This is a genomic window from Bdellovibrio bacteriovorus (assembly GCF_025558485.1).
GTDB lineage: Bacteria > Bdellovibrionota > Bdellovibrionia > Bdellovibrionales > Bdellovibrionaceae > Bdellovibrio > Bdellovibrio bacteriovorus_G.
In genome coordinates this window covers 3,156,484-3,174,198 of the sequence record NZ_CP102930.1, presented here as the reverse complement: position 1 = coordinate 3,174,198, position 17,715 = coordinate 3,156,484, and the positions used below count along the sequence as shown (strand labels likewise).

Annotated in this window: 13 protein-coding genes; 6 read left to right on the top strand and 7 right to left on the bottom strand. The window is 49.0% G+C overall.

The window, feature by feature from the left end:
• The first annotated feature begins 4 nt into the window (after nucleotides 1-4).
• Genes EZJ49_RS15525 through EZJ49_RS15505 form a run of 5 tightly spaced genes read left to right on the top strand, consistent with a single transcriptional unit; the run spans nucleotide 5 to nucleotide 8,468 of the window.
• The gene (locus EZJ49_RS15525; protein ID WP_262553176.1) at nucleotides 5-1,786 is read left to right on the top strand and encodes an AMP-dependent synthetase/ligase; all 1,782 of its coding nucleotides are present in this window, start codon (nucleotides 5-7) and stop codon (nucleotides 1,784-1,786) included.
• The gene (locus EZJ49_RS15520; RefSeq protein WP_262553175.1) at nucleotides 1,783-2,523 is read left to right on the top strand and encodes a formyltransferase family protein; all 741 of its coding nucleotides are present in this window, start codon (nucleotides 1,783-1,785) and stop codon (nucleotides 2,521-2,523) included. The genes EZJ49_RS15525 and EZJ49_RS15520 overlap by 4 nt, the downstream gene beginning before the upstream one ends.
• Complete coding sequence (locus EZJ49_RS15515) at nucleotides 2,520-4,931, top strand: alpha/beta fold hydrolase (protein ID WP_262553174.1); 2,412 nt, start codon at nucleotides 2,520-2,522, stop codon at nucleotides 4,929-4,931. Before EZJ49_RS15520 ends, EZJ49_RS15515 begins: the two co-directional genes overlap by 4 nt.
• On the top strand, nucleotides 4,924-5,787 hold the full coding sequence (locus EZJ49_RS15510) for a UbiA family prenyltransferase (RefSeq protein WP_262553173.1): 864 nt from the start codon (nucleotides 4,924-4,926) through the stop codon (nucleotides 5,785-5,787). The genes EZJ49_RS15515 and EZJ49_RS15510 overlap by 8 nt, the downstream gene beginning before the upstream one ends.
• A 2-nt stretch (nucleotides 5,788-5,789) precedes the next feature.
• A complete protein-coding gene (locus EZJ49_RS15505; protein ID WP_262553172.1) occupies nucleotides 5,790-8,468 on the top strand; it encodes a phosphoenolpyruvate synthase in 2,679 nt (892 codons plus the stop codon).
• A 179-nt stretch (nucleotides 8,469-8,647) separates the two neighbouring features.
• Here the strand turns inward: EZJ49_RS15505 and EZJ49_RS15500 are convergent, their stop codons facing one another.
• On the bottom strand, nucleotides 8,648-9,859 hold the full coding sequence (locus EZJ49_RS15500; RefSeq protein ID WP_262553171.1) for a hypothetical protein: 1,212 nt from the start codon (nucleotides 9,857-9,859) through the stop codon (nucleotides 8,648-8,650).
• A gap of 291 nt (nucleotides 9,860-10,150) precedes the next feature.
• Here EZJ49_RS15500 and EZJ49_RS15495 point away from each other — a divergent pair, with 291 nt between their 5' ends.
• Nucleotides 10,151-10,492, top strand: a complete 342-nt coding sequence (locus EZJ49_RS15495) for a hypothetical protein (RefSeq protein ID WP_262553170.1) — start codon at nucleotides 10,151-10,153, stop codon at nucleotides 10,490-10,492.
• A 10-nt stretch (nucleotides 10,493-10,502) separates the two neighbouring features.
• Here the strand turns inward: EZJ49_RS15495 and EZJ49_RS15490 are convergent, their stop codons facing one another.
• The 6 genes from EZJ49_RS15490 to EZJ49_RS15465 are packed head-to-tail and all read right to left on the bottom strand — an operon-like array spanning nucleotide 10,503 to nucleotide 17,527.
• A complete protein-coding gene (locus EZJ49_RS15490) occupies nucleotides 10,503-11,600 on the bottom strand; it encodes a BtaA family protein (protein ID WP_262553169.1) in 1,098 nt (365 codons plus the stop codon).
• A gap of 12 nt (nucleotides 11,601-11,612) precedes the next feature.
• Nucleotides 11,613-12,638, bottom strand: coding sequence for a hypothetical protein (locus EZJ49_RS15485; protein ID WP_262553167.1), 1,026 nt, complete (start codon nucleotides 12,636-12,638; stop codon nucleotides 11,613-11,615).
• A 43-nt stretch (nucleotides 12,639-12,681) separates the two neighbouring features.
• Nucleotides 12,682-13,377 (bottom strand): outer membrane lipoprotein-sorting protein, encoded by a 696-nt coding sequence (locus tag EZJ49_RS15480; protein WP_262553166.1) that lies wholly within the window; start codon nucleotides 13,375-13,377, stop codon nucleotides 12,682-12,684.
• 9 nt (nucleotides 13,378-13,386) lie between these two features.
• Nucleotides 13,387-15,516 carry a dehydrogenase gene (locus EZJ49_RS15475; RefSeq protein ID WP_262553165.1) on the bottom strand — a complete coding sequence of 710 codons (2,130 nt, stop codon included), beginning with the start codon at nucleotides 15,514-15,516 and terminating at the stop codon, nucleotides 13,387-13,389.
• Nucleotides 15,491-16,510, bottom strand: coding sequence for an SDR family oxidoreductase (locus EZJ49_RS15470; protein WP_262553164.1), 1,020 nt, complete (start codon nucleotides 16,508-16,510; stop codon nucleotides 15,491-15,493). Before EZJ49_RS15470 ends, EZJ49_RS15475 begins: the two co-directional genes overlap by 26 nt.
• A gap of 18 nt (nucleotides 16,511-16,528) precedes the next feature.
• Complete coding sequence (locus EZJ49_RS15465) at nucleotides 16,529-17,527, bottom strand: diacylglycerol/lipid kinase family protein (RefSeq protein ID WP_262553163.1); 999 nt, start codon at nucleotides 17,525-17,527, stop codon at nucleotides 16,529-16,531.
• Nucleotides 17,528-17,715 lie beyond the last annotated feature (188 nt).

Sequence of the window (17,715 nt, the reverse complement as noted above, 5' to 3'; positions counted from 1 at the left end):
CATCATGACGAAGCCCACCACCTTGGGACAATCTATTTTAAGTATGCGCAGCCGCAACCCTCATAACGTGGCCGTGCAGTTTAAGTCTAACGACACATGGAAAACCAAGAACTGGGCCGAATACTATGCGGACATTGAAACTGTCGGCTGTGCCCTGCTATCCCTGGGGATCAAGCCCGGCGATCGCGTGGCAATCATGGCCAACACCCGTCTTGAATGGTCCACTTCAGATCTGGGAATTTTCGGCATCAAAGCCGTCACAGTTCCTATTTATCAAAACAACACACCCGAAGATGTCGAATACATTCTGAACAACAGTGAAGCTCGTATCCTGTTGACCGAATCCCGCGGTCCTCTGAAAACGTTTGAAGCCGTCAAAGACAAATGTCCTTTGATTGAAAAGATCGTGGTCTTTGACGAAACCTGTCCAAATCCTGAAGCCCTGACCTGGCCCCGTCTGCTGGAACTGGGTAAGGCCTATCTGGCAAAAAATCCATCTCAGTTCCACGAGCTGTGCGGTTCGTTGAAGCCCGAGGACCTGGCCACCATTCTCTACACTTCAGGAACCACCGGCCGTCCCAAAGGTGTGGTCATGACTCACCTTCAGGCCATCAGCGAAGTCAGTGAAGCCTTCCCATTGTGCGGAGCCACTGAAAAAGACATTTCCCTTTCCTTCCTGCCGTATGCCCATATTCTGGGTCGTATTGAACACTGGGGTCACACTTACATTGGCTTTACTCTGGCCTTTGCTGAAAGTCTGGAAAAAATCCGTGGCAATCTGCCCGAGATCCGCCCGACTTTCCTGATCTCTGTACCCCGTATCTTTGAAAAAATTTATGCAGCCGTCTTTGCTCAGATTCAAACCCAGCCCATGAAACTAAAAATTTTCAACTGGGCACTGGAAGTGGGCAAAAAGGTCGGCGAATACAAAATGAGCGGTCAGGTCCTGCCTTTGGATCTGCTGCTGAAATACGAGCTGGCACGCAAGCTGGTGCTGGGCAAAATCACTGAGGCTTTCGGTGGTCGTCTGCGCTTTGCCATCAGCGGCGGCGCCCCGATTTCCAAAGAAATTGCGCTGTTCTTCCACGCTGCCGGCATTTTGATTCTGGAAGGTTACGGGCTGACTGAAACCACAGCTGCCATTACAGTAAATACGCCATTCAACTATCGCTTTGGCAGCGTGGGTCGTCCCATTGGCGAAGTGAAACTAAAGATCGCTGATGATGGTGAAATCCTTGTAAAAAGCGACAAGGTCATGAAGGAATACTACAAAAATCCTGAAGCCACCAAAGAAGTCTTCACCGATGGCTGGTTCCACACCGGAGACATCGGGGAAATTCTGCCCGGTGGTGATTTGAAAATCACAGATCGCAAAAAAGATCTGATCAAAACGGCAGGCGGAAAATATGTGGCACCTCAGCGCCTGGAAGGGCTGCTGACTCTGTCACCTTATATTGCCAATGTTCTGGTTCACGGCGATCAGAAGAAATACATCGTGGCCTTGATCACACTGGATCGTCCAACGGTGGAAAATCTGGCGCGGGAAAAGGGCGCTGACCCATCTGACTGGAAGAGTTTTGTCCAGTCGCCTTTTGTACAGGATCTGATTCGCAAGGCGGTGGCTGAAACCAATTCTCAGCTGGCAAGCTTTGAGAGCATCAAAAAGTATGTGGTTCTTCCCAACGAATTCACCGTTGAGGGAGGCGAACTGACCCCGTCCTTGAAAGTAAAAAGAAAAGTTCTGGATCAACGCTTCAGGGATAAAATTGAAGAGCTGTATCTATGAAAACACTGCTGGTCACCTCTGCGGTGACCTTTGTTCCCCATAATTACGACAATCTGGTTTTGCCGCTGGCAAAAGATCCAAATATTGAAGCTCTGGTCGTTATCGACAACCGCAGCTTCGATATTATTTTAAAAGCCCTGTTACTAATTCTGACTCTGGCCGCACCCAAAATGGGCTGGCATTTGCTAAAGAACTTCTTTGATGACTCCCTGAAAAGAAAGCAGGCCGCTTATGCAGCCGCAGGCAAGAAAGTCCTGATTGTAAAAGATGTCAACTCGGCAGAAAGTCTGCATCTGCTTTCAGAACTCCAGCCCGATCTGATTTTAAATGCACGCACGCGCTCGTTCTTCAAAAAGAAGCTGCTCGCTCTTCCCAAAATGGGATGTATCAATATCCATCACGGTCTGTTGCCGGATCAGCGCGGGCTGATGTGTGACTTCTGGGCTCATTTATTTGACACTCCCGCGGGATTTTCCATTCACGAGATGACCTCCAAGCTGGACGACGGTTCCTTGCTAAAGGTCGTGGAAGTTCCCTCCGATAAAAAGGATTATTTAGCCTCCCTTGATCTTGGTGCCTCTTTGGAAGCTCAAGCAGCCTCGAACGTTCTGCGGGATATTTCCGTCCGCGGCAAGATCGAAGGGCAGGCAAATCTGAAAACAGACACAACAGTTTATAGAAGCAATCCGCGCCTGCGGGACTTCTACAGGTTGCGCAGCAAAGGAGTCAGCATATGAAAACCATCATTGCTCTTCATGGAAATCCGGGACACCCCGAAGACTGGGATTTGCTTAAAAATGCCCTGGGGAAAGACTACAATCTGCTGGCCGTGGATGCACAAAGCGAAGAATGGATTCGCCTGTTGACGCAGGACACTTCAAAAAAAATTCTAATCGGTCATTCCTGGGGCGGTTATCGTATTTTAAAGTCCCTGCCCAAGTATGAACAGTACATCGAGCAGGTCATTTTAGTAACCCCATACATCAAACCAGAACGAGAACTTCCAGGCCTGGCCAAAGGACTGCTGAAATTACCGGTTCTGGGGGACAAGCTGATCCAATCCAGTCACGCGAAAACCAAAGATTCCTTCTTCGCAGATCTGATTTATCCTTTAAAGTCGGACTCTTTGCCGTATCTAAAGAAGGTGCAGGATCGTCTGCAAGACTGGAAACTCTGGCAGAAGACCGCTTTTAATAAAATAAAAATGCAGGACAACCCCTGGACATCCAAAGACGTCTGCAATGTTCCCGTGACCGTGATCTTCGGTAAAGAAGACAAGATCAGTCAGGAAGCGGTACAAATGGAAATTATCAAGCAGTACCCGTCTCACAAAGTGGTCCATCTGGAAAAAGCCGGTCATGGCCTTTTATGGTCCCACGTGGCTGATCTGATCAGTGCGGTTAAAGCAACGCCGCAGACAGGCTCAAGCACTGGCAATAAAATCGGCTATTATCCCGGCAGTGACGAACGTAACAACGTTATCACCTATATGGAAAAACACCTGCGCGAATTTCCTGAAAGAGTGGCTCTTCGCTGGGCTAACCCGCAGGCCCTGGCACAATGGGATGGCAATCCCAAAACTCCCATCCAACACGACGAGATCACTTACCGTCATTTCGCCGCCCGTATTAATTCTTTTGCACGCGGTCTGATGGACATTGGCATTAAAAAAGGGGATCGCGTGATCATCTTCCTGCCAATGAGTCTGGACATGTACACAGCGATGTTCGCCGTTCAACGTATTGGTGCCATTGCCGTCTTCCTGGATTCATGGGCGCGCAGCCATCACTTGGGGGCATCGGCAGAATGCGTGGGACCGAAGGCCATGATCAGCTTTAAAATGGCTTTTGATCTGGTCGAACAAGTTCCAGAGTTTAAATCCATGCCGATTCGCATCCTATATGGCCCGGGGGACAAGTTCACACATAAGTTTGAAGAGCTTCTGAAACAGGAGCCCTCCCCGATCGAACCGGTTGAAAGTGAATTTACAGCATTGATTACCTTTACCACCGGTTCCACTGGAAAACCAAAAGGTGCCAACCGCACTCACCGCTTCCTGTCGGCGCAGCACCATGCTCTTTCTCACGTAATTCCTTACACCGATAAAGACAAGGACATGCCGGCTTTTCCTATCTTCAGTTTGAACAATCTGGCCTCCGGTGTGACAACCATTCTGCCAGCATTGAATCTGGCAGCTCCGGCGGCCCATGATTCAGCGTTGCTGACATGTCAGATCTTAAGCGAAAATATCAACTGCACGACCCTTTCCCCAAGCATGCTTGTGGGCGTGGCGAAATACTGTAAAGAAAACAACATCCAACTGACCGGCCTGCGCCGGGTGGTCACGGGGGGCGCACCGATTTCTAAAGATGACGTAAAGGCCTTCTATGAAATCGCACCGCAGACCGACCTGTGGATTCTTTATGGTTCCACAGAAGCCGAGCCGATGGCCCATATCGAAGGCCGTGACATGCTAAAAGAAAGCAATATCACAGACCCCGAAATTATCGAGGAAGGTGTGAACGTCGGCCATATCAGCGAGGACATCGACTATCGCTTTATCCGCATCAAAGATGGTCCTATCGAAATAAAAGATTCTCCATGGTCCAAAATCGAAGTGCCCAACGGTGAAGTCGGTGAGTTTATCTGTACTGGCGACCACGTTTGTCGTGATTACTACAATAATCCGGATGCCTTTAAGACCACCAAGATTTTGGACGAACAAAATCGCGTGTGGCATCGCACGGGGGATTTGGCCTATATCGACACCGATAAAAATTTGTGGATCGTCGGCCGCGTGAATAATGCCATCGAACGCGCTGGCAAATACTATTTCCCGGTTCGTGCCGAAGTTCTGCTGAAACGCATGGACTTCACTTATCGCTGTGCCTTCCTGGGTATGGATGACTCAAAACTAGGTCAGGCCACGTATGCCGTGGTGGAACTGAAAGAGGGTATCGACAAGGGCTCTTTTGATTTTGCCTCGGCAAAAAGAGAAATTCAGCGGGTCTTTGAGAAAAACAAAATCCCTGTGGATGAAATCAAATTCGTCAACAAGGTTCCAATGGACCCGCGCCATCATTCCAAAGTCGAGTACAAAGTCCTGCGCGATCAACTGAAAGAACCGGGAGTTGTGATTGGCTAAGTGGTGGATACTGATTAAAGAAAGATTCAGTCCCACTTCCTATGTGCCCATGATTTTTCTGTTCACATGGGCCAACGGGCTGTTCCTTTCCCAGTCATTGAAGATGGACTGGGATTGGGGCCGCTTCGCCATTGTCTTTGTGCTATTGCTATCGTTCTTTTTCCGCATGCGTCTTTTTGATGAAATCAAAGACTACGAGGTGGACCTAAAGGTCAATCCCACGCGTCCTCTGGCCCGCGGAGTCCTTTCCGTGGCGGAAGTGAAGAAAGCACTGTTACTTTTAATCGTCTTTGAACTCGTGATCGCGGGCTCTTTGGGGCTTTCACCATTCTTAATTCAGGCAATGGCCATCGGCTACAGCTTGATGATGTATGAAGAGTTCTTTATCGGCGATCTGCTTCGCCCGCATCTGACGACTTATGCGGTGACCCACACCTTTGTCAGCACTCTCTTGGGGCTTTCCGCTGGCGTCGCGATGACCAATGCCGATCTTTCTCAGTTGAATTGGCATCATGCTTTGTTCTTCCTGATGAACTGGGCCTTTTTCAACTTGTTTGAATTTGCCCGCAAAACCTTTGCCCCTGAAGAAGAGCGCGATCATGTACCCAGCTATTCCAATATTTTTGGCATCTCAGGAGCCTGGGCTCTTTCCATCAGTCAGGCTCTTGTCGGCGTCGGCGTGATCTTCTACCTTAAACCGCACCTTCTGCCACCACTGGCGCTGACTCTATACGTGGCTGTCAGTCTGGCCTATCTGCTGCGCAAATCGAAAAAGACCGCCTCGCTATTTAGAAATCTGTCCGGTGCCTATTTACTGCTTCATTACATTATCCTCGTTTACATCGTGGGAGTTTAATCATGCTTGTCACCCCGAAATCGACCCTGTTTTTTGCCAAGAATGAGGCCGGAGGAAAAGGCTTTAACCTTTACCTGATGTCACAGGCGGGCCTTCCTGTTCCAGAGTGGGTGGTCTTTGGAAAAAGATACTTCCACGATTTCCTGCAATCTGCTGATGTTAAAATGAATCTGGAAAATATTCTGGATCGTCTGCTTCGTCAGGACATCACCGCCGGACAGGCAGAAAAAGATATTAACGCTCTGTTTGAAAGAACAGCATTACCTCTGACAGTGGCCACGTCTCTGGATGAAGCCCTGAAAGATCTGGGGGCCGACCGTGTGTTCTCGGTGCGCTCTTCCGCGGCGGATGAAGACAGTTTATCGCACTCCTTTGCCGGACAGCTTTCAAGTTTTCTTTATGTCTCTGGCAAAGAGGACATTCTAAAATACATTCGCCAGTGCTGGGCCTCGGCTTTTTCTGAGCGCGGTTTGGTATATCGTCTGGAAAACAAAATTGATCTTAAAAAAATCTCTGTTTCCGTCGTCTTGCAACGAATGATCGACCCGGATAAGTCCGGAGTTCTGTTCACGTGTGATCCGGTTGCGAAAAAAACGGACTCTTACGTTGTTTCTGCCGTCTATGGTGTCGGTGAAGGCCTGGTGTCCGGCGCGCTGGATGCCGACTCTTTCTGGTTGGATGCGAAAAGCGGCAAGTTGCTGCGTGAAGAACTAGTCGAAAAGAAAGAAATGATGAAGAAGTCGGCCTCTGGTCATTGCGAAATGAAACCGGTTGCTGCTGATAAAATGAATACGGCGTCTTTAGATGCTGAGGAACTAAATGGTCTGTACCGTCTGGGTCACAAAATTCAGGAACAGTATCATCGCCCTCAGGATATCGAATGGGCTGTGGAAAACGGCAAGATCTACATTCTGCAAACTCGTCCGGTAACAAGCTTGGATCAGGATCTGATTGGCTATCCGAATCTTTGGGATAATTCCAATATCATTGAATCCTACGGCGGATTGACGTCGCCTTTAAGCTTCAGCTTTGCTCTTCGTAATTATAAAGCCGTCTATGTTCAGTTCTGTGAGGTTCTGGGTGTACCCAACGACATCATCAAGGACATGGACTCCTATCTTAGCTACATGCTGGGATCTTTGAACGGTCGTGTGTATTACAACCTTTTCAACTGGTATAAGTTGGTGGGGGTACTTCCCGGCTTTAAGCAGAACCGCGAATTCATGGAAACCATGATGGGTGTTTCTGAAGCCCTCAGTGATGAAATTGCCGACCGTATTAAGCCGCATCCATCGTGGGATACTCCGATGGGACGCGTGCGTAAGATGGTGACGGGATATAATTTTATCAAGTACCACTTCACTATTCAGAAGGTCGTCGATGACTTCCTGACCACCTTCCACAAGGACTATGACCGCTTCCGTGCTATGCCTTTGAAACGCATGCGTGGTGATCAGCTGATCCGCGTCTATATGGACGTGGAAAGAAACATGCTGGGCCGCTGGAAGGCACCGATCATCAATGACTTCCTGTGCATGGTGCATTTCGGTTTGCTACGCAAGCTTACGACGACATGGCTCAAGGAATTGGACTCCACTATTCAAAACGATCTGCTTGCCGGGGAAGGCGGACTGGAAAGTGCCGAGCCGACAAAGGCTTTGTTGCGACTGGCTCACAAAGCCAATCAAAACGAAGGCCTGCGCCGATTGATTGAAACCACGGACCCCAAAGAGGGGCTGGAGGCTTTGAATCAGTCACCTTACACAGAATTCTACAAGCTGGTGCTGGATTATCTGGATCGCTTCGGCTTCCGCTGCATGAGTGAAATGAAGCTGGAAGAGATCGACCTTCTGACAGATCCAAGCTATTTGTTTGTCTGTCTGAAGAACTACTTAAAATCCGGTCAGGTCGAAATTCATGACGACAGCCACGAAAAAAATCTTCGCCAGAAGGCCGAAGAAAAAGTCGCAGGCCATTTGACAGGATTTAAAAAGAAAATCTACTTCTGGGTGCTGAAGCACGCCCGCAAAGCTGTGAAGAATCGCGAAAACACTCGTTTCGCACGCACCCGTATTTACGGGATTGCCCGCACGATCTTCCAGTCCATCGGTGAAGATCTGGCGGCACTCGGGGCCTTGGAGCATCCACGGGATATTTTCTGGCTGACCATCGAGGAAGTTTTCGGAATTTACAATGGAACTCTGCCGTCCTTTAATCTGAAGGCCTTTGTCGAACTTCGCAAGAAAGACTACACCGGCTTTGGCGAGGAAACAGACCCCCGTGTGCTGACTCGTGGTGCGGTTTATTGGAACAATCAGTTTATCAAAGAAGAAGAACTGCCAGCCTCCTCCGAAACAGGCGACTGGGATCTAAAAGGTCTGCCATGCTGTCCGGGAGTTCTGGAAGGCGTGGTGAAGGTCATCATCAACCCAAGTGACAATCTGGAACTCAATGGCGAAATTCTGGTAACGGCTCGCACCGATCCAGGCTGGGTGCCGTTGTATCCATCCATTTCAGGTCTGCTGGTAGAGCGCGGAAGCTTGCTATCCCACTCTGCCATCGTCGCCCGAGAAATGGGAATCCCGGCCATCGTCAGCATTCCGGGCCTAACCAAAAAACTAAAAACCGGCATGAAAGTCCGAATAGACGCCAAAGCCGGCACCATAAAAATCATCGACTAGAGGAAAAGGTACCTGCTTACTTTTGCAGAAGCTCTGCAGCAAAATAGAAAACGGCCCGTTTTAGGGCCGTTTTGCTTTTTTAAGATCCGAACGTTCGGATCTTAAAAAAGCAAAACGGCCCTAAAACGGGCCGTTTTCTATTTTGCTGCAGAGCTTCGGCAAAAGTGAGCAGGTATCTTTTAGAGGGAGAGGGTGCCTAGTTCGAATTGGTCTAGGCCTTTGAAGATGGACTTCATTTGATCGGAGAAGACGGTGGAGACTTTGTCGTCCAAGTCCACTGTTGTACACGGAGTGCCTCCGAATATCTTTTTCAAGACTTTGCACTTTGTAATCGTTGAACAACGAGTGTTCGTGCAGGCCACGGCTTTGCCGTTAAAGAAACTCAATGTTGGATTGCTGACGAAAGCCTGTTTATCGATAGCATCAGAACACGCTTTGCGACGGGTGCCGCTTTTATCAGACGGACACATCCAGTCCTTCACCGCTTCGATCATGTCTGCGCGGGAAGACTGCAACGACAATGGCTTCACAGAAGGCGTCAACAAAGTGAAATGAATCGTCGCCTGAGGAATCAACGCATCCACCGGAGAAAAGACCTTATAGAAACCCAAACCACGCGTAAACGTGCCGAAAGAATCCACATACGGGGAATTCACCGGCTTCAAACGCAGACATTTCTTGGTTGTACATTCCAAAGTCTTTTGCGTGATTCGTGAGGTCATTCCAATGCGAGTCAGGTTTTCCGGATAATAACCCACATCATGATAATACCAGTTGCCATCCGTCATCATCTCCTGAAAGTCAGACGATGCGAAAGAACCAAAGACCGGACGACGCCACAATTGCGCCGCTGCCGGAGCCAACAGCCATCCCGAGTTACAGGAATGGAACACTACAAAAGCATTCGGCGCCAGAACCTTGCCGATTTCCGCAAATTCCGGATCTTCGTGGTCCAGACGATCTCTTTTATCCTGAAGACGGAAACCATTATACGTGTTTGCATGTCCATAGAACTGCAAAGAGCTGACCGGCACGTTCAGATATTGCAACGCCAGCACCAGACGTTCTTTGCCCAGATCATCATTGTCCTCTTTACGGAAGCCAAAGCCCTCTTTAGCCAGCATGGCTCTTTCCATGGAGAAAGACTCATTCACCGCACTGATGATCACACGCTGTCTTTGTGGGAAACGATCGCGGGACACTGCCGCACCCAGAATCGCAGACTTCAGGAACTGAGTTCCCTGATCATTACCAAAACCCGCCACAAACACGTCCGTAGGAACGCCGGGACGAAGCTTTGCCGGCTCAGAGGCAATAAAGTACGCTTCACTCTTTTGTGCCCAGGAACCCATCACCAAAGCAACAGCACCCACAAGAAGTTTCATCTTCATAACAACCCCATTCAGAGAGATATTTATTAAAGCGAAAACGGTTCTACCACACCCCCTCCCATATCCAAAACCTCCCTCGGGTTTCCCGCTCCCCGCATGAAAAGACTTCAGCGAGCAGCCCCAGAGTGTCAACTTTCTGGACAGTTTGCTTCTCGACAACAACGCAGAAAAGTCACTTGTCTCGATATTAGACAGGCCGTATGACGCCTGCTGGGGCTGAATGAGCGCTTATTCAGGCATAAAACTGGCAACACCGGTGGTGTGTTTAACTAAAATTATCGGAGTGTTTATATGAAAATTCTGTCATCTCTTCTTTTGCTTGTCGTAGGCTTTTCCGCAACCACAGCTTCCGCCTATGGTATTGAGTGCACAACGCAGTCTCATAAGATCGACTTTATGACATTGGATCGTGATGGAGGCGAAGAAACTGTGACTGTTCATTACCTGAGCGAGAAGAAAGAGCGCTTCCTGGTTCTGCAAAATCACAACGGCTCCGTAGTGGCAGTTCGTGACAATGATTTGGATGGCGGGAACTCATCCCGTGGCGTGATCCTGAATTACAACCTGCAAGACGGTCGTGGGGTTCTGGCTATTGATGGTGACGTCATCGACGTGACGTGCACCAACAAATAGTTTCTAAAACTTAATTCTTTTTAAAGATATGGAACTGGTACACGCCAGTTCCATCTATTTTTTGTGCCCACTGGTTCGTATCCATCAGCTCCGTCCAGCCCTTTATATCAATCAATGTCGGCGCCCGCATAAAGGAGCGAATCACCATCTGAGTCCCGGTTTTGGATTCCGGATTCAAACGCTGCAAAATCTGATTGGCGTCCCGCTGTTCCAGATAAGAAATCGTGTCGGATAAAGAAATAAAGTCATAAGCATGCTTGGGCAGTTCTTCCAGAAGATTTCCGTGCAGATAGCGCACTTCTGTTTTGGACTTTTTCACCGCAGCGACCACATGCTCGTGGGCTTCCAAGGGCAGGCCTTCTTCATAAGCAATTCGGCCAAGGAAAAGAATCTGCATGAAATAGTTCTTACGCACCAATTGCGTGCGGAAGATGCGATCAAATTCCTCCATAATAAATTGCCAAGGGGCGCGCTCTTCGGTTTTATGTTCCGAACGACCGCTGAAATGGCCTTTATACAGGTACTTGTTAAAGACAAACTCACTGGCAGCAACCCGGATAAAGCTGTTCCAGCGGATTTTCGGCCAGTGTTTTTCGTAAAGCTCAATCTGCTCGGTCAAGCTTTGGGCGGCAAAGACCTTGCTGAAATCACACTGCAAAACATCGCGGAAAAGATAGCCCAACTTCTGGAAGTGGGACTCCCAACGTCCCAACAGGATAAACCCCTTACCCTTCCAGCCATCCACACGATCATTCCAGTACTGAGTGGCCTCTGCGGAAAGCTTCAGGCGTTGATACAATTCCATACGGTTGTCGCCTTCATCGTGACCACCCTGCAAAGCCCCACGATACCCCAGAAGAAACAGATATTCTTCATACGTTAAGGTCTTCATCGCCTGCAAACGAAGTTCGCACAGATAAAGCTGGGACACAGACATGTCGATCACATCCAGATTTTTCGGATTTCGCGCAATCAAAGGCAGACAACGGGCGCCCGAACCGGCAATGCTAAACACACGCTCTGCATTTTCCGGCAACAGCTCAAACTCGATGCGGGTGTCTTCGTTGGACAGCGTGTAGTTTAAATCCGAAAAGTATTCTTTTGCCATTCCCGACTCCTGTTAAAAAGGCAAACTGCCTGTCATTTCCAAACGAAGGCCCACAACGTAGCCCCCGGTGATTTGTTCATACATATCGTAAAGCCCGCCGTCACTGCCCTGATAGTTCTGCGCAAAGACGGAGGTGGTTAAATAATCTGTCCAATTATAGCCATAGCTGGCATTCACAAAAAGGTCCTTGGTCGAAACATTCTGATAAACCTGCATAAACACGTCATGCCGATTTGGATTCCACTGCGCGCTGATGTAGTACGAAGTCTGATACTCTGACTTCATCAGGCTGTTGACCTGAAAGTATGTCACCTGCGGCAGCACAATCCAGTTCCCCAAAAACAGATCCATTCCCAGCGTGCCAAAACTGCGATCACTTTTCACCGAATCCGGTAAAGTCGTATCATCGATATAGCCATATTCAAACTTCGGCACCGCCTGCTCGAAGGCATAGTTGGCCGTCACACCATAGTGATTCACATTCAGAATCTGCGCTGTCATGGCTGACAAACTAAAGCCCCAGACATCGGCCTTCACGCGTCCGCCGAAGCTGGTGTTTTTATCCTCTTTAAAATCAGGCACAGGTACCGGATAGGTGGTCTCTGCCGTTTCACCGATCCCCACCAGATCCACTGACCAGCTTTCCCGCGCATAAGAAAAGGAGGCTCCCGTGGGGTGAGTCAACTGATCCTGAAATGGATCAAAGAACAGGCGGGACCAGCGACGCCCGGACCATACATCCAAAGAGGGCTGTGACCACATCTCGCTCCAGCGAATGGCCTGACGACCCACGCGCACATAGAATGAATCCAGTTTGAATTCAAAGTAAGCTTCTTGCAGATACCCCCGTGACGGGGATTTACGAATAAAGGCCTGATCTTCATTGGCTTCAAATTCACCAAAGCCTTCAACGAAAACACCGAAAGGCCCCAGATTGCTGTTCAGCTTGCCTTTGACAATCAGGCGGTTGGCCAATTCATCTTCCTTGCCACGGATATACTCATAGCGAGGTGCAAACACCAGGTCTGCCCTCGCCATAGGAGCCAATAGCAATAAGAATAGAGGAATCAGACGCAGCACTTTACTTCATGCTCTCCATATTACGAACTGTGAAGAAAGAATCACTGAAATCCTTTTTATCCATGGAAAGGATGCGAATATGACTGACTTGTTTATTTGTGTCTTCGATTTTCAAAGTCGTCGGACGAATCGCGCCGGAAATACTTTTATAATCCTCAAAGCTGGCGCGCTTTAAAACCGTCTTGCCATTCAAACCGAGATATTCGGCCCGTTGCGGAGCAAAGGTTCCTTTTTTCAACCACAGACGCACCCACGCATAGGTCAGGTTGTCTTTGTTACCTTTTAACAGCAACTGCACCTCGTCTTTGGTTTCGGATTCTTTCGTCACATCGTAATCACCATACCAGCGTGTGCGGGAAATATCCCCGTTGGCCACCTGACCGCTCAGCTTTTGTGCCAGCGACAAACGCATGGATCGTTTCAGATTTGGCACATAGGCGTGGAAATCACGGTCTAACATCAGCATGTTGCGACCCTTGTCGCGGGCCGGTTCTTTCGTCACAATCAGGGTCTTATCCTGACCTTTCAAATAGACCTGAAACACCGAGGTGTTTTCCGAGGTTTCCACTTTGATTTTCATTTCAAAAGATTCAGCAGGATTGCGGATATTGTCGGCCTTCTTCACCCATTCCGCCGGATTTTCCGCAAAGGCATGCAAAGAGATAAACAAGCTGCTGATCGCCAAAAGTGTCTTCATGACATCTCCTTATTTCTTTCTTCTAGATAACGCCAAGTCCCGCGTCAGGGCAATTTCCTTATCAGTAATAATTCCAGTGTGTCCCTGAATGGCAGCCAGCTGAACGCCATGACGACGAGCCATGCGATAGATCTGTTTGACCTTGTTCCATTCAATGTCCCGCCCCATGGTAAAAGGCTCATACTGCCCTTCCAAAGTTAGCAACGCTGTTTCCGCCAGACACGCATAGACCGCTTTTCCCGGAAGACCCATTTCAAAATTCATTTCCACAGGACCCGGCAAAACCACTTCGCCTGATTCAATGATAAGAACATCCGGACGTTTTTTTGCATCTTCAATATCAAAATCCAAAGGGCGCGAACAATCACAGACCACCGCACCTGGTTTTAAGCGCATAACATCCACGATTTTTTGATCAAAGGCCGAGGTCGCCGTCACCAGCACATCCGCGTCCGGCGCCAGTTCATTGGCGTCCGTCGTAATAATGACTTCGCATTTCGGTGACATCGCCTGAATCTCCTGACGAAGTTCCTCCAGACGATTCAAGCGCGGCGCCACCAGACACAACTTTTTAAAGATCATGGAAAGAAGCTTCGCTGAAACCTTCCCGATAGAACCGGTCGCCCCGATCACCATCGCCATGCCATCCACATAACCTGTTTCAGGATTTTGCTTTAGCAAGTGCATGCGCTGAACGACATCAGCCAAAGCCCATAAAGTTGCCGAGGCACTCAGGCTGTTTCCGGTGGTCACCGGGATCGGACTGTTCTGATTGATGGTAACACCCTGGTCACCGACAATCTTGGTGTAAGCCCCCAGCCCGATCATCTTGGCGCCCCGGTTGGCAGCATCGTAACAGATGCTTTCGATTTTACGATAGATCACTTCAGGATCAGAAGCCTTCAGCACCTTGGGTGTTGCGGGAAGAGCATAGATGATGCCGTTGATTTCCTTACCGCTTTCCGCGCTGATAATGTGTTTGATATTGCCGTACACAAACGGAGGAGCCTTGGCCGCCATGCGATCAAAAGAATCATTCCATTCCTTCGGCATGTGCTTCAGCACACCCAATCCCGGCACGTGCATAAAGTCGTTGTGGGAAAGTGCATGAATAACAAAGGCAAAGTCCGGTTCCGGTTGTTTGAAGATTTTATTGCGAACCGAGTTAATACCTTGGGAAATCTTGGTCTGTGTCGATGAATTGCGCGTCATCACGTACTTGCGCGCCACCTGACGGATTTCCACGTCCTCGGTGATAAGCTGTTCCCATTCTTCAATGGACAGGGCTGCCGTGCGCTTATGTGACAAGCGCAACATCGCATCCAGAACCGAATAGTTCATATACGGGTGCACCCGGTAATTTTCCGGGAACAGATTGATGATACTGCGTGGAGAATACTTTTTAGCCTCTTCCTCCATCGCAGGATGCGACGACCAGATCACCAGATCTTTTCCGCGCACAAAATCAGTGGCAGCGTCAAAGAGCAGCAATAACGGCAGATCACAGAAGACGTACTGAACGTCCTCCACCTGAGCAGCTAAAGAAGAGCGACTGATTTTTTGCAGCTTGCTTTGCGCCAGAGGCGTGTTGTTTTTAAGGTCTTTGATATTGGCAACATTCAACGCCAGTTTGGAAATGGTCATCAATCCCGGGAATGGCTGAATCATCCACGGAAGCCCCAGTAAGGAATAGGCGTCACCGATATACACGGACTTGCGATAGCGATGACGAATGTATTCCTCAAGTTCGGTGGACAGCACCGCTGTTGGGAAGAACGTTCCCCGTTCAGGTTGAATACTGCCGGATTCAATATGTTTTACCAGTGAATTGATATTGGCAATTTCACGCAAGCCCGTTCCGTCACACAACGGGACCGGCGACGGGGTCGCCATGATTTCCAAATACTGCCTGTGCACATAACTTTTTTGATCCAACTTGATCACCGGAGGCAAACTGGTCAAAGCAAAAGCATCGACCTGATTGCGCAGGGTTCCGATCAGACGTTTCACCGTTTCCACAGAGAAGTTTGCGCTGAAACGCTGAACCTCGTAATGGTCCCCGGCAAAATCAAATTCATAGGCGGCATCCCAGTGCGGGCGACCAAAACTGATCTCAGCGATTCGATACGTACGCTTCATAACCGCTCCAGAATTTTTGTTCGTATTGGAAGAATTCAGGGCACCACGTTTCGCCTAAAATCTCACGAGTTGCCGTGGTGTCGTATATCGGGAAGTTCATCAGATAGTGCAACTCCTCTTCCGGGAATCGCGCGATGAAACTGGAAATTTTCAAAATCAAGGCCTCGGATATCTTATCGACCAGCACGACACCCTTGTGAGGAATTGCCTGGGATTTCAAGGCAGAGGTGTAAAGATCACGCACCGACAACCCCTGATTCGGAGTCACATGGAAACTGTGATAGCCCTGGGGCTTGCTTTGCACCGCCCACTCGCAAAACTTCACAATAGCCTCGGCACATTTATCCACAGGAACCAAAGGCAGACGTGTTTTTTCACTTCCCGGCAACGGCAGAGACGTCGGAACTGACTCCACCAGCGAGCGGATCTTATTGAATGCCTCGGCGGCATGGTAAGGTCCGTCGATTCTTTCGATGGCTCCGGTCTTGGTGTCCCCGACCAAAACTCCCAAACGCAGATTAATGCGTCCGGTGGTGTGTTCCATCGGCCAGTTGTGCAAAACCTGTTCTCCGTGGGCTTTAGATTCCGAATAAGCATCTGGAAAAGGCTTGGCAAAATTCAAATCGTTCGGGCGAACGACCCCCAGACTGGAATTGATTCCTGCCGCCACCGTGCTGGTATTTACAAAGAAAGGAATCTGCAGAGCTTCAGCCACTTTCAGGGCGGTGCCCATTGCGGAAATATTGTGCTGGTAGCAGTCCACTTTTGCGGCCATCAGATCATACAGGCCTGCCATGTGCAAAAAAACGGAATAGTTTTTAGAACACAAGGATTCCAGATCCAGCCCGGCATTCCACTGGCACAAATCCCCCTGGACTTCTGTCTTGCCTGAACGGGACAGCACATCGACTTCGAATTTTTCACGAAGCAAAGGAAGAACCCGTTTACCGAGAAAGCCTGTGCCCCCGGTAACGAGAATGCGTGGTTTGGTCACGGTGACCTCCGAATAGACTTATTGTCGGACCATCACTGGAAGTCCGCGATGAATGCAACGGACTGTGATTTCCTGAACGTCTCTGAGAAGGATCTCGCCATCCCCAAAGAAAGTCAAAGAACGCTGGGGATTCTGGCTCTTTAGTCTGAACTCTTTAAGTTCAAAAGACTTGAAGGCCGGAGATTTTTCAACAGTGCCACGACGGATGTGATAAGCCGCCAAAGCTTGTGAAGGAATATTATTGGTTTCAGATAAAAGCAAATTCACAGTGCCGTCGGTATTGGAGGTAAATGGAGCCGGAACAAAGCTGGAACCGATTTTCTGCTGGTTATTGACCAGGACAATCGGAGAGGTGGTTTCGACGTTCACTTTGCCGGGAATTTCAATTTCCAAACCCCAGCCCTCAGGATTCCAGGTGCGAATCGCCTCGGCCGTCATCATGGAATAAACACTTGGACCCATTTTTTTAACGGCATGATAGCTTTTTTCAGCAAGGAAACGATAGGCTTTTGCAGATTTCGGATTGTTCGCCAAGGCCTGCAAATTAGAACGGAATTTATTAGCCAATTCCGCAGCTTTGGCAGGAAGTCCCAGGCCTCCGTTCGTCAGCATAAAGGCGCGCTGATCTTCAGCAGTGATTTCAATCACATCAATATTTTTCACAACACCTTCAAAGATATTGCGAACAGCGGTGTCAATACGATGGGAAACTCCGATTTCATGGGCTAGATCGTTGGCTGTCCCCGAGCGGACAATTGCGATCGGAGGAATATGCGCGCCATTCTGATATTTCATCAGGCACTGCAAGGTCACATTGATCGTCCCGTCGCCGCCACAAATAATAAAGTGGTCGGTTTTCTGGGCCATTTCCTCCTGTACGAAATCAAACATCTCCATCATCGTCGAAGGACGACAGAAACGCAGATCGCAGCGGAAAAGTGCCTCACGCACCTTCGCCTCGATCAACTCTGCATTCACAGAGCCTGCTTTTGAATTCACCAGGACAGAGACTCGCATATTATTTCACTCCGTAAGAAAGACCAAGCAAGTCCCGTACCGTATCCAGAACACTATGGAAGCCATTGAATTAGATTTCAGACTCTAGAAAGGTCTTTAAAACGTCATTTTGGCACTGCTGACCAAAAAGTGTTCACTTTGAGACAACGTCCCCTCATATCCGGCTCAGGAACAATCTATGCACTTCC

Excerpts from the sequence above, each read along its gene's own strand:
- EZJ49_RS15485 (WP_262553167.1), bottom strand. The coding sequence starts at position 12,638 with ATGGCGAGGGCAGACCTGGTGTTTGCACCTCGCTATGAGTATATCCGT.
- EZJ49_RS15500 (WP_262553171.1), bottom strand. The coding sequence starts at position 9,859 with ATGAAGATGAAACTTCTTGTGGGTGCTGTTGCTTTGGTGATGGGTTCC.
- EZJ49_RS15480 (WP_262553166.1), bottom strand. The coding sequence starts at position 13,377 with ATGAAGACACTTTTGGCGATCAGCAGCTTGTTTATCTCTTTGCATGCC.
- EZJ49_RS15520 (WP_262553175.1), top strand. The coding sequence starts at position 1,783 with ATGAAAACACTGCTGGTCACCTCTGCGGTGACCTTTGTTCCCCATAAT.
- EZJ49_RS15515 (WP_262553174.1), top strand. The coding sequence starts at position 2,520 with ATGAAAACCATCATTGCTCTTCATGGAAATCCGGGACACCCCGAAGAC.
- EZJ49_RS15465 (WP_262553163.1), bottom strand. The coding sequence starts at position 17,527 with ATGCGAGTCTCTGTCCTGGTGAATTCAAAAGCAGGCTCTGTGAATGCA.
- EZJ49_RS15525 (WP_262553176.1), top strand. The coding sequence starts at position 5 with ATGACGAAGCCCACCACCTTGGGACAATCTATTTTAAGTATGCGCAGC.
- EZJ49_RS15490 (WP_262553169.1), bottom strand. The coding sequence starts at position 11,600 with ATGGCAAAAGAATACTTTTCGGATTTAAACTACACGCTGTCCAACGAA.
- EZJ49_RS15495 (WP_262553170.1), top strand. The coding sequence starts at position 10,151 with ATGAAAATTCTGTCATCTCTTCTTTTGCTTGTCGTAGGCTTTTCCGCA.
- EZJ49_RS15475 (WP_262553165.1), bottom strand. The coding sequence starts at position 15,516 with ATGAAGCGTACGTATCGAATCGCTGAGATCAGTTTTGGTCGCCCGCAC.
- EZJ49_RS15505 (WP_262553172.1), top strand. The coding sequence starts at position 5,790 with ATGCTTGTCACCCCGAAATCGACCCTGTTTTTTGCCAAGAATGAGGCC.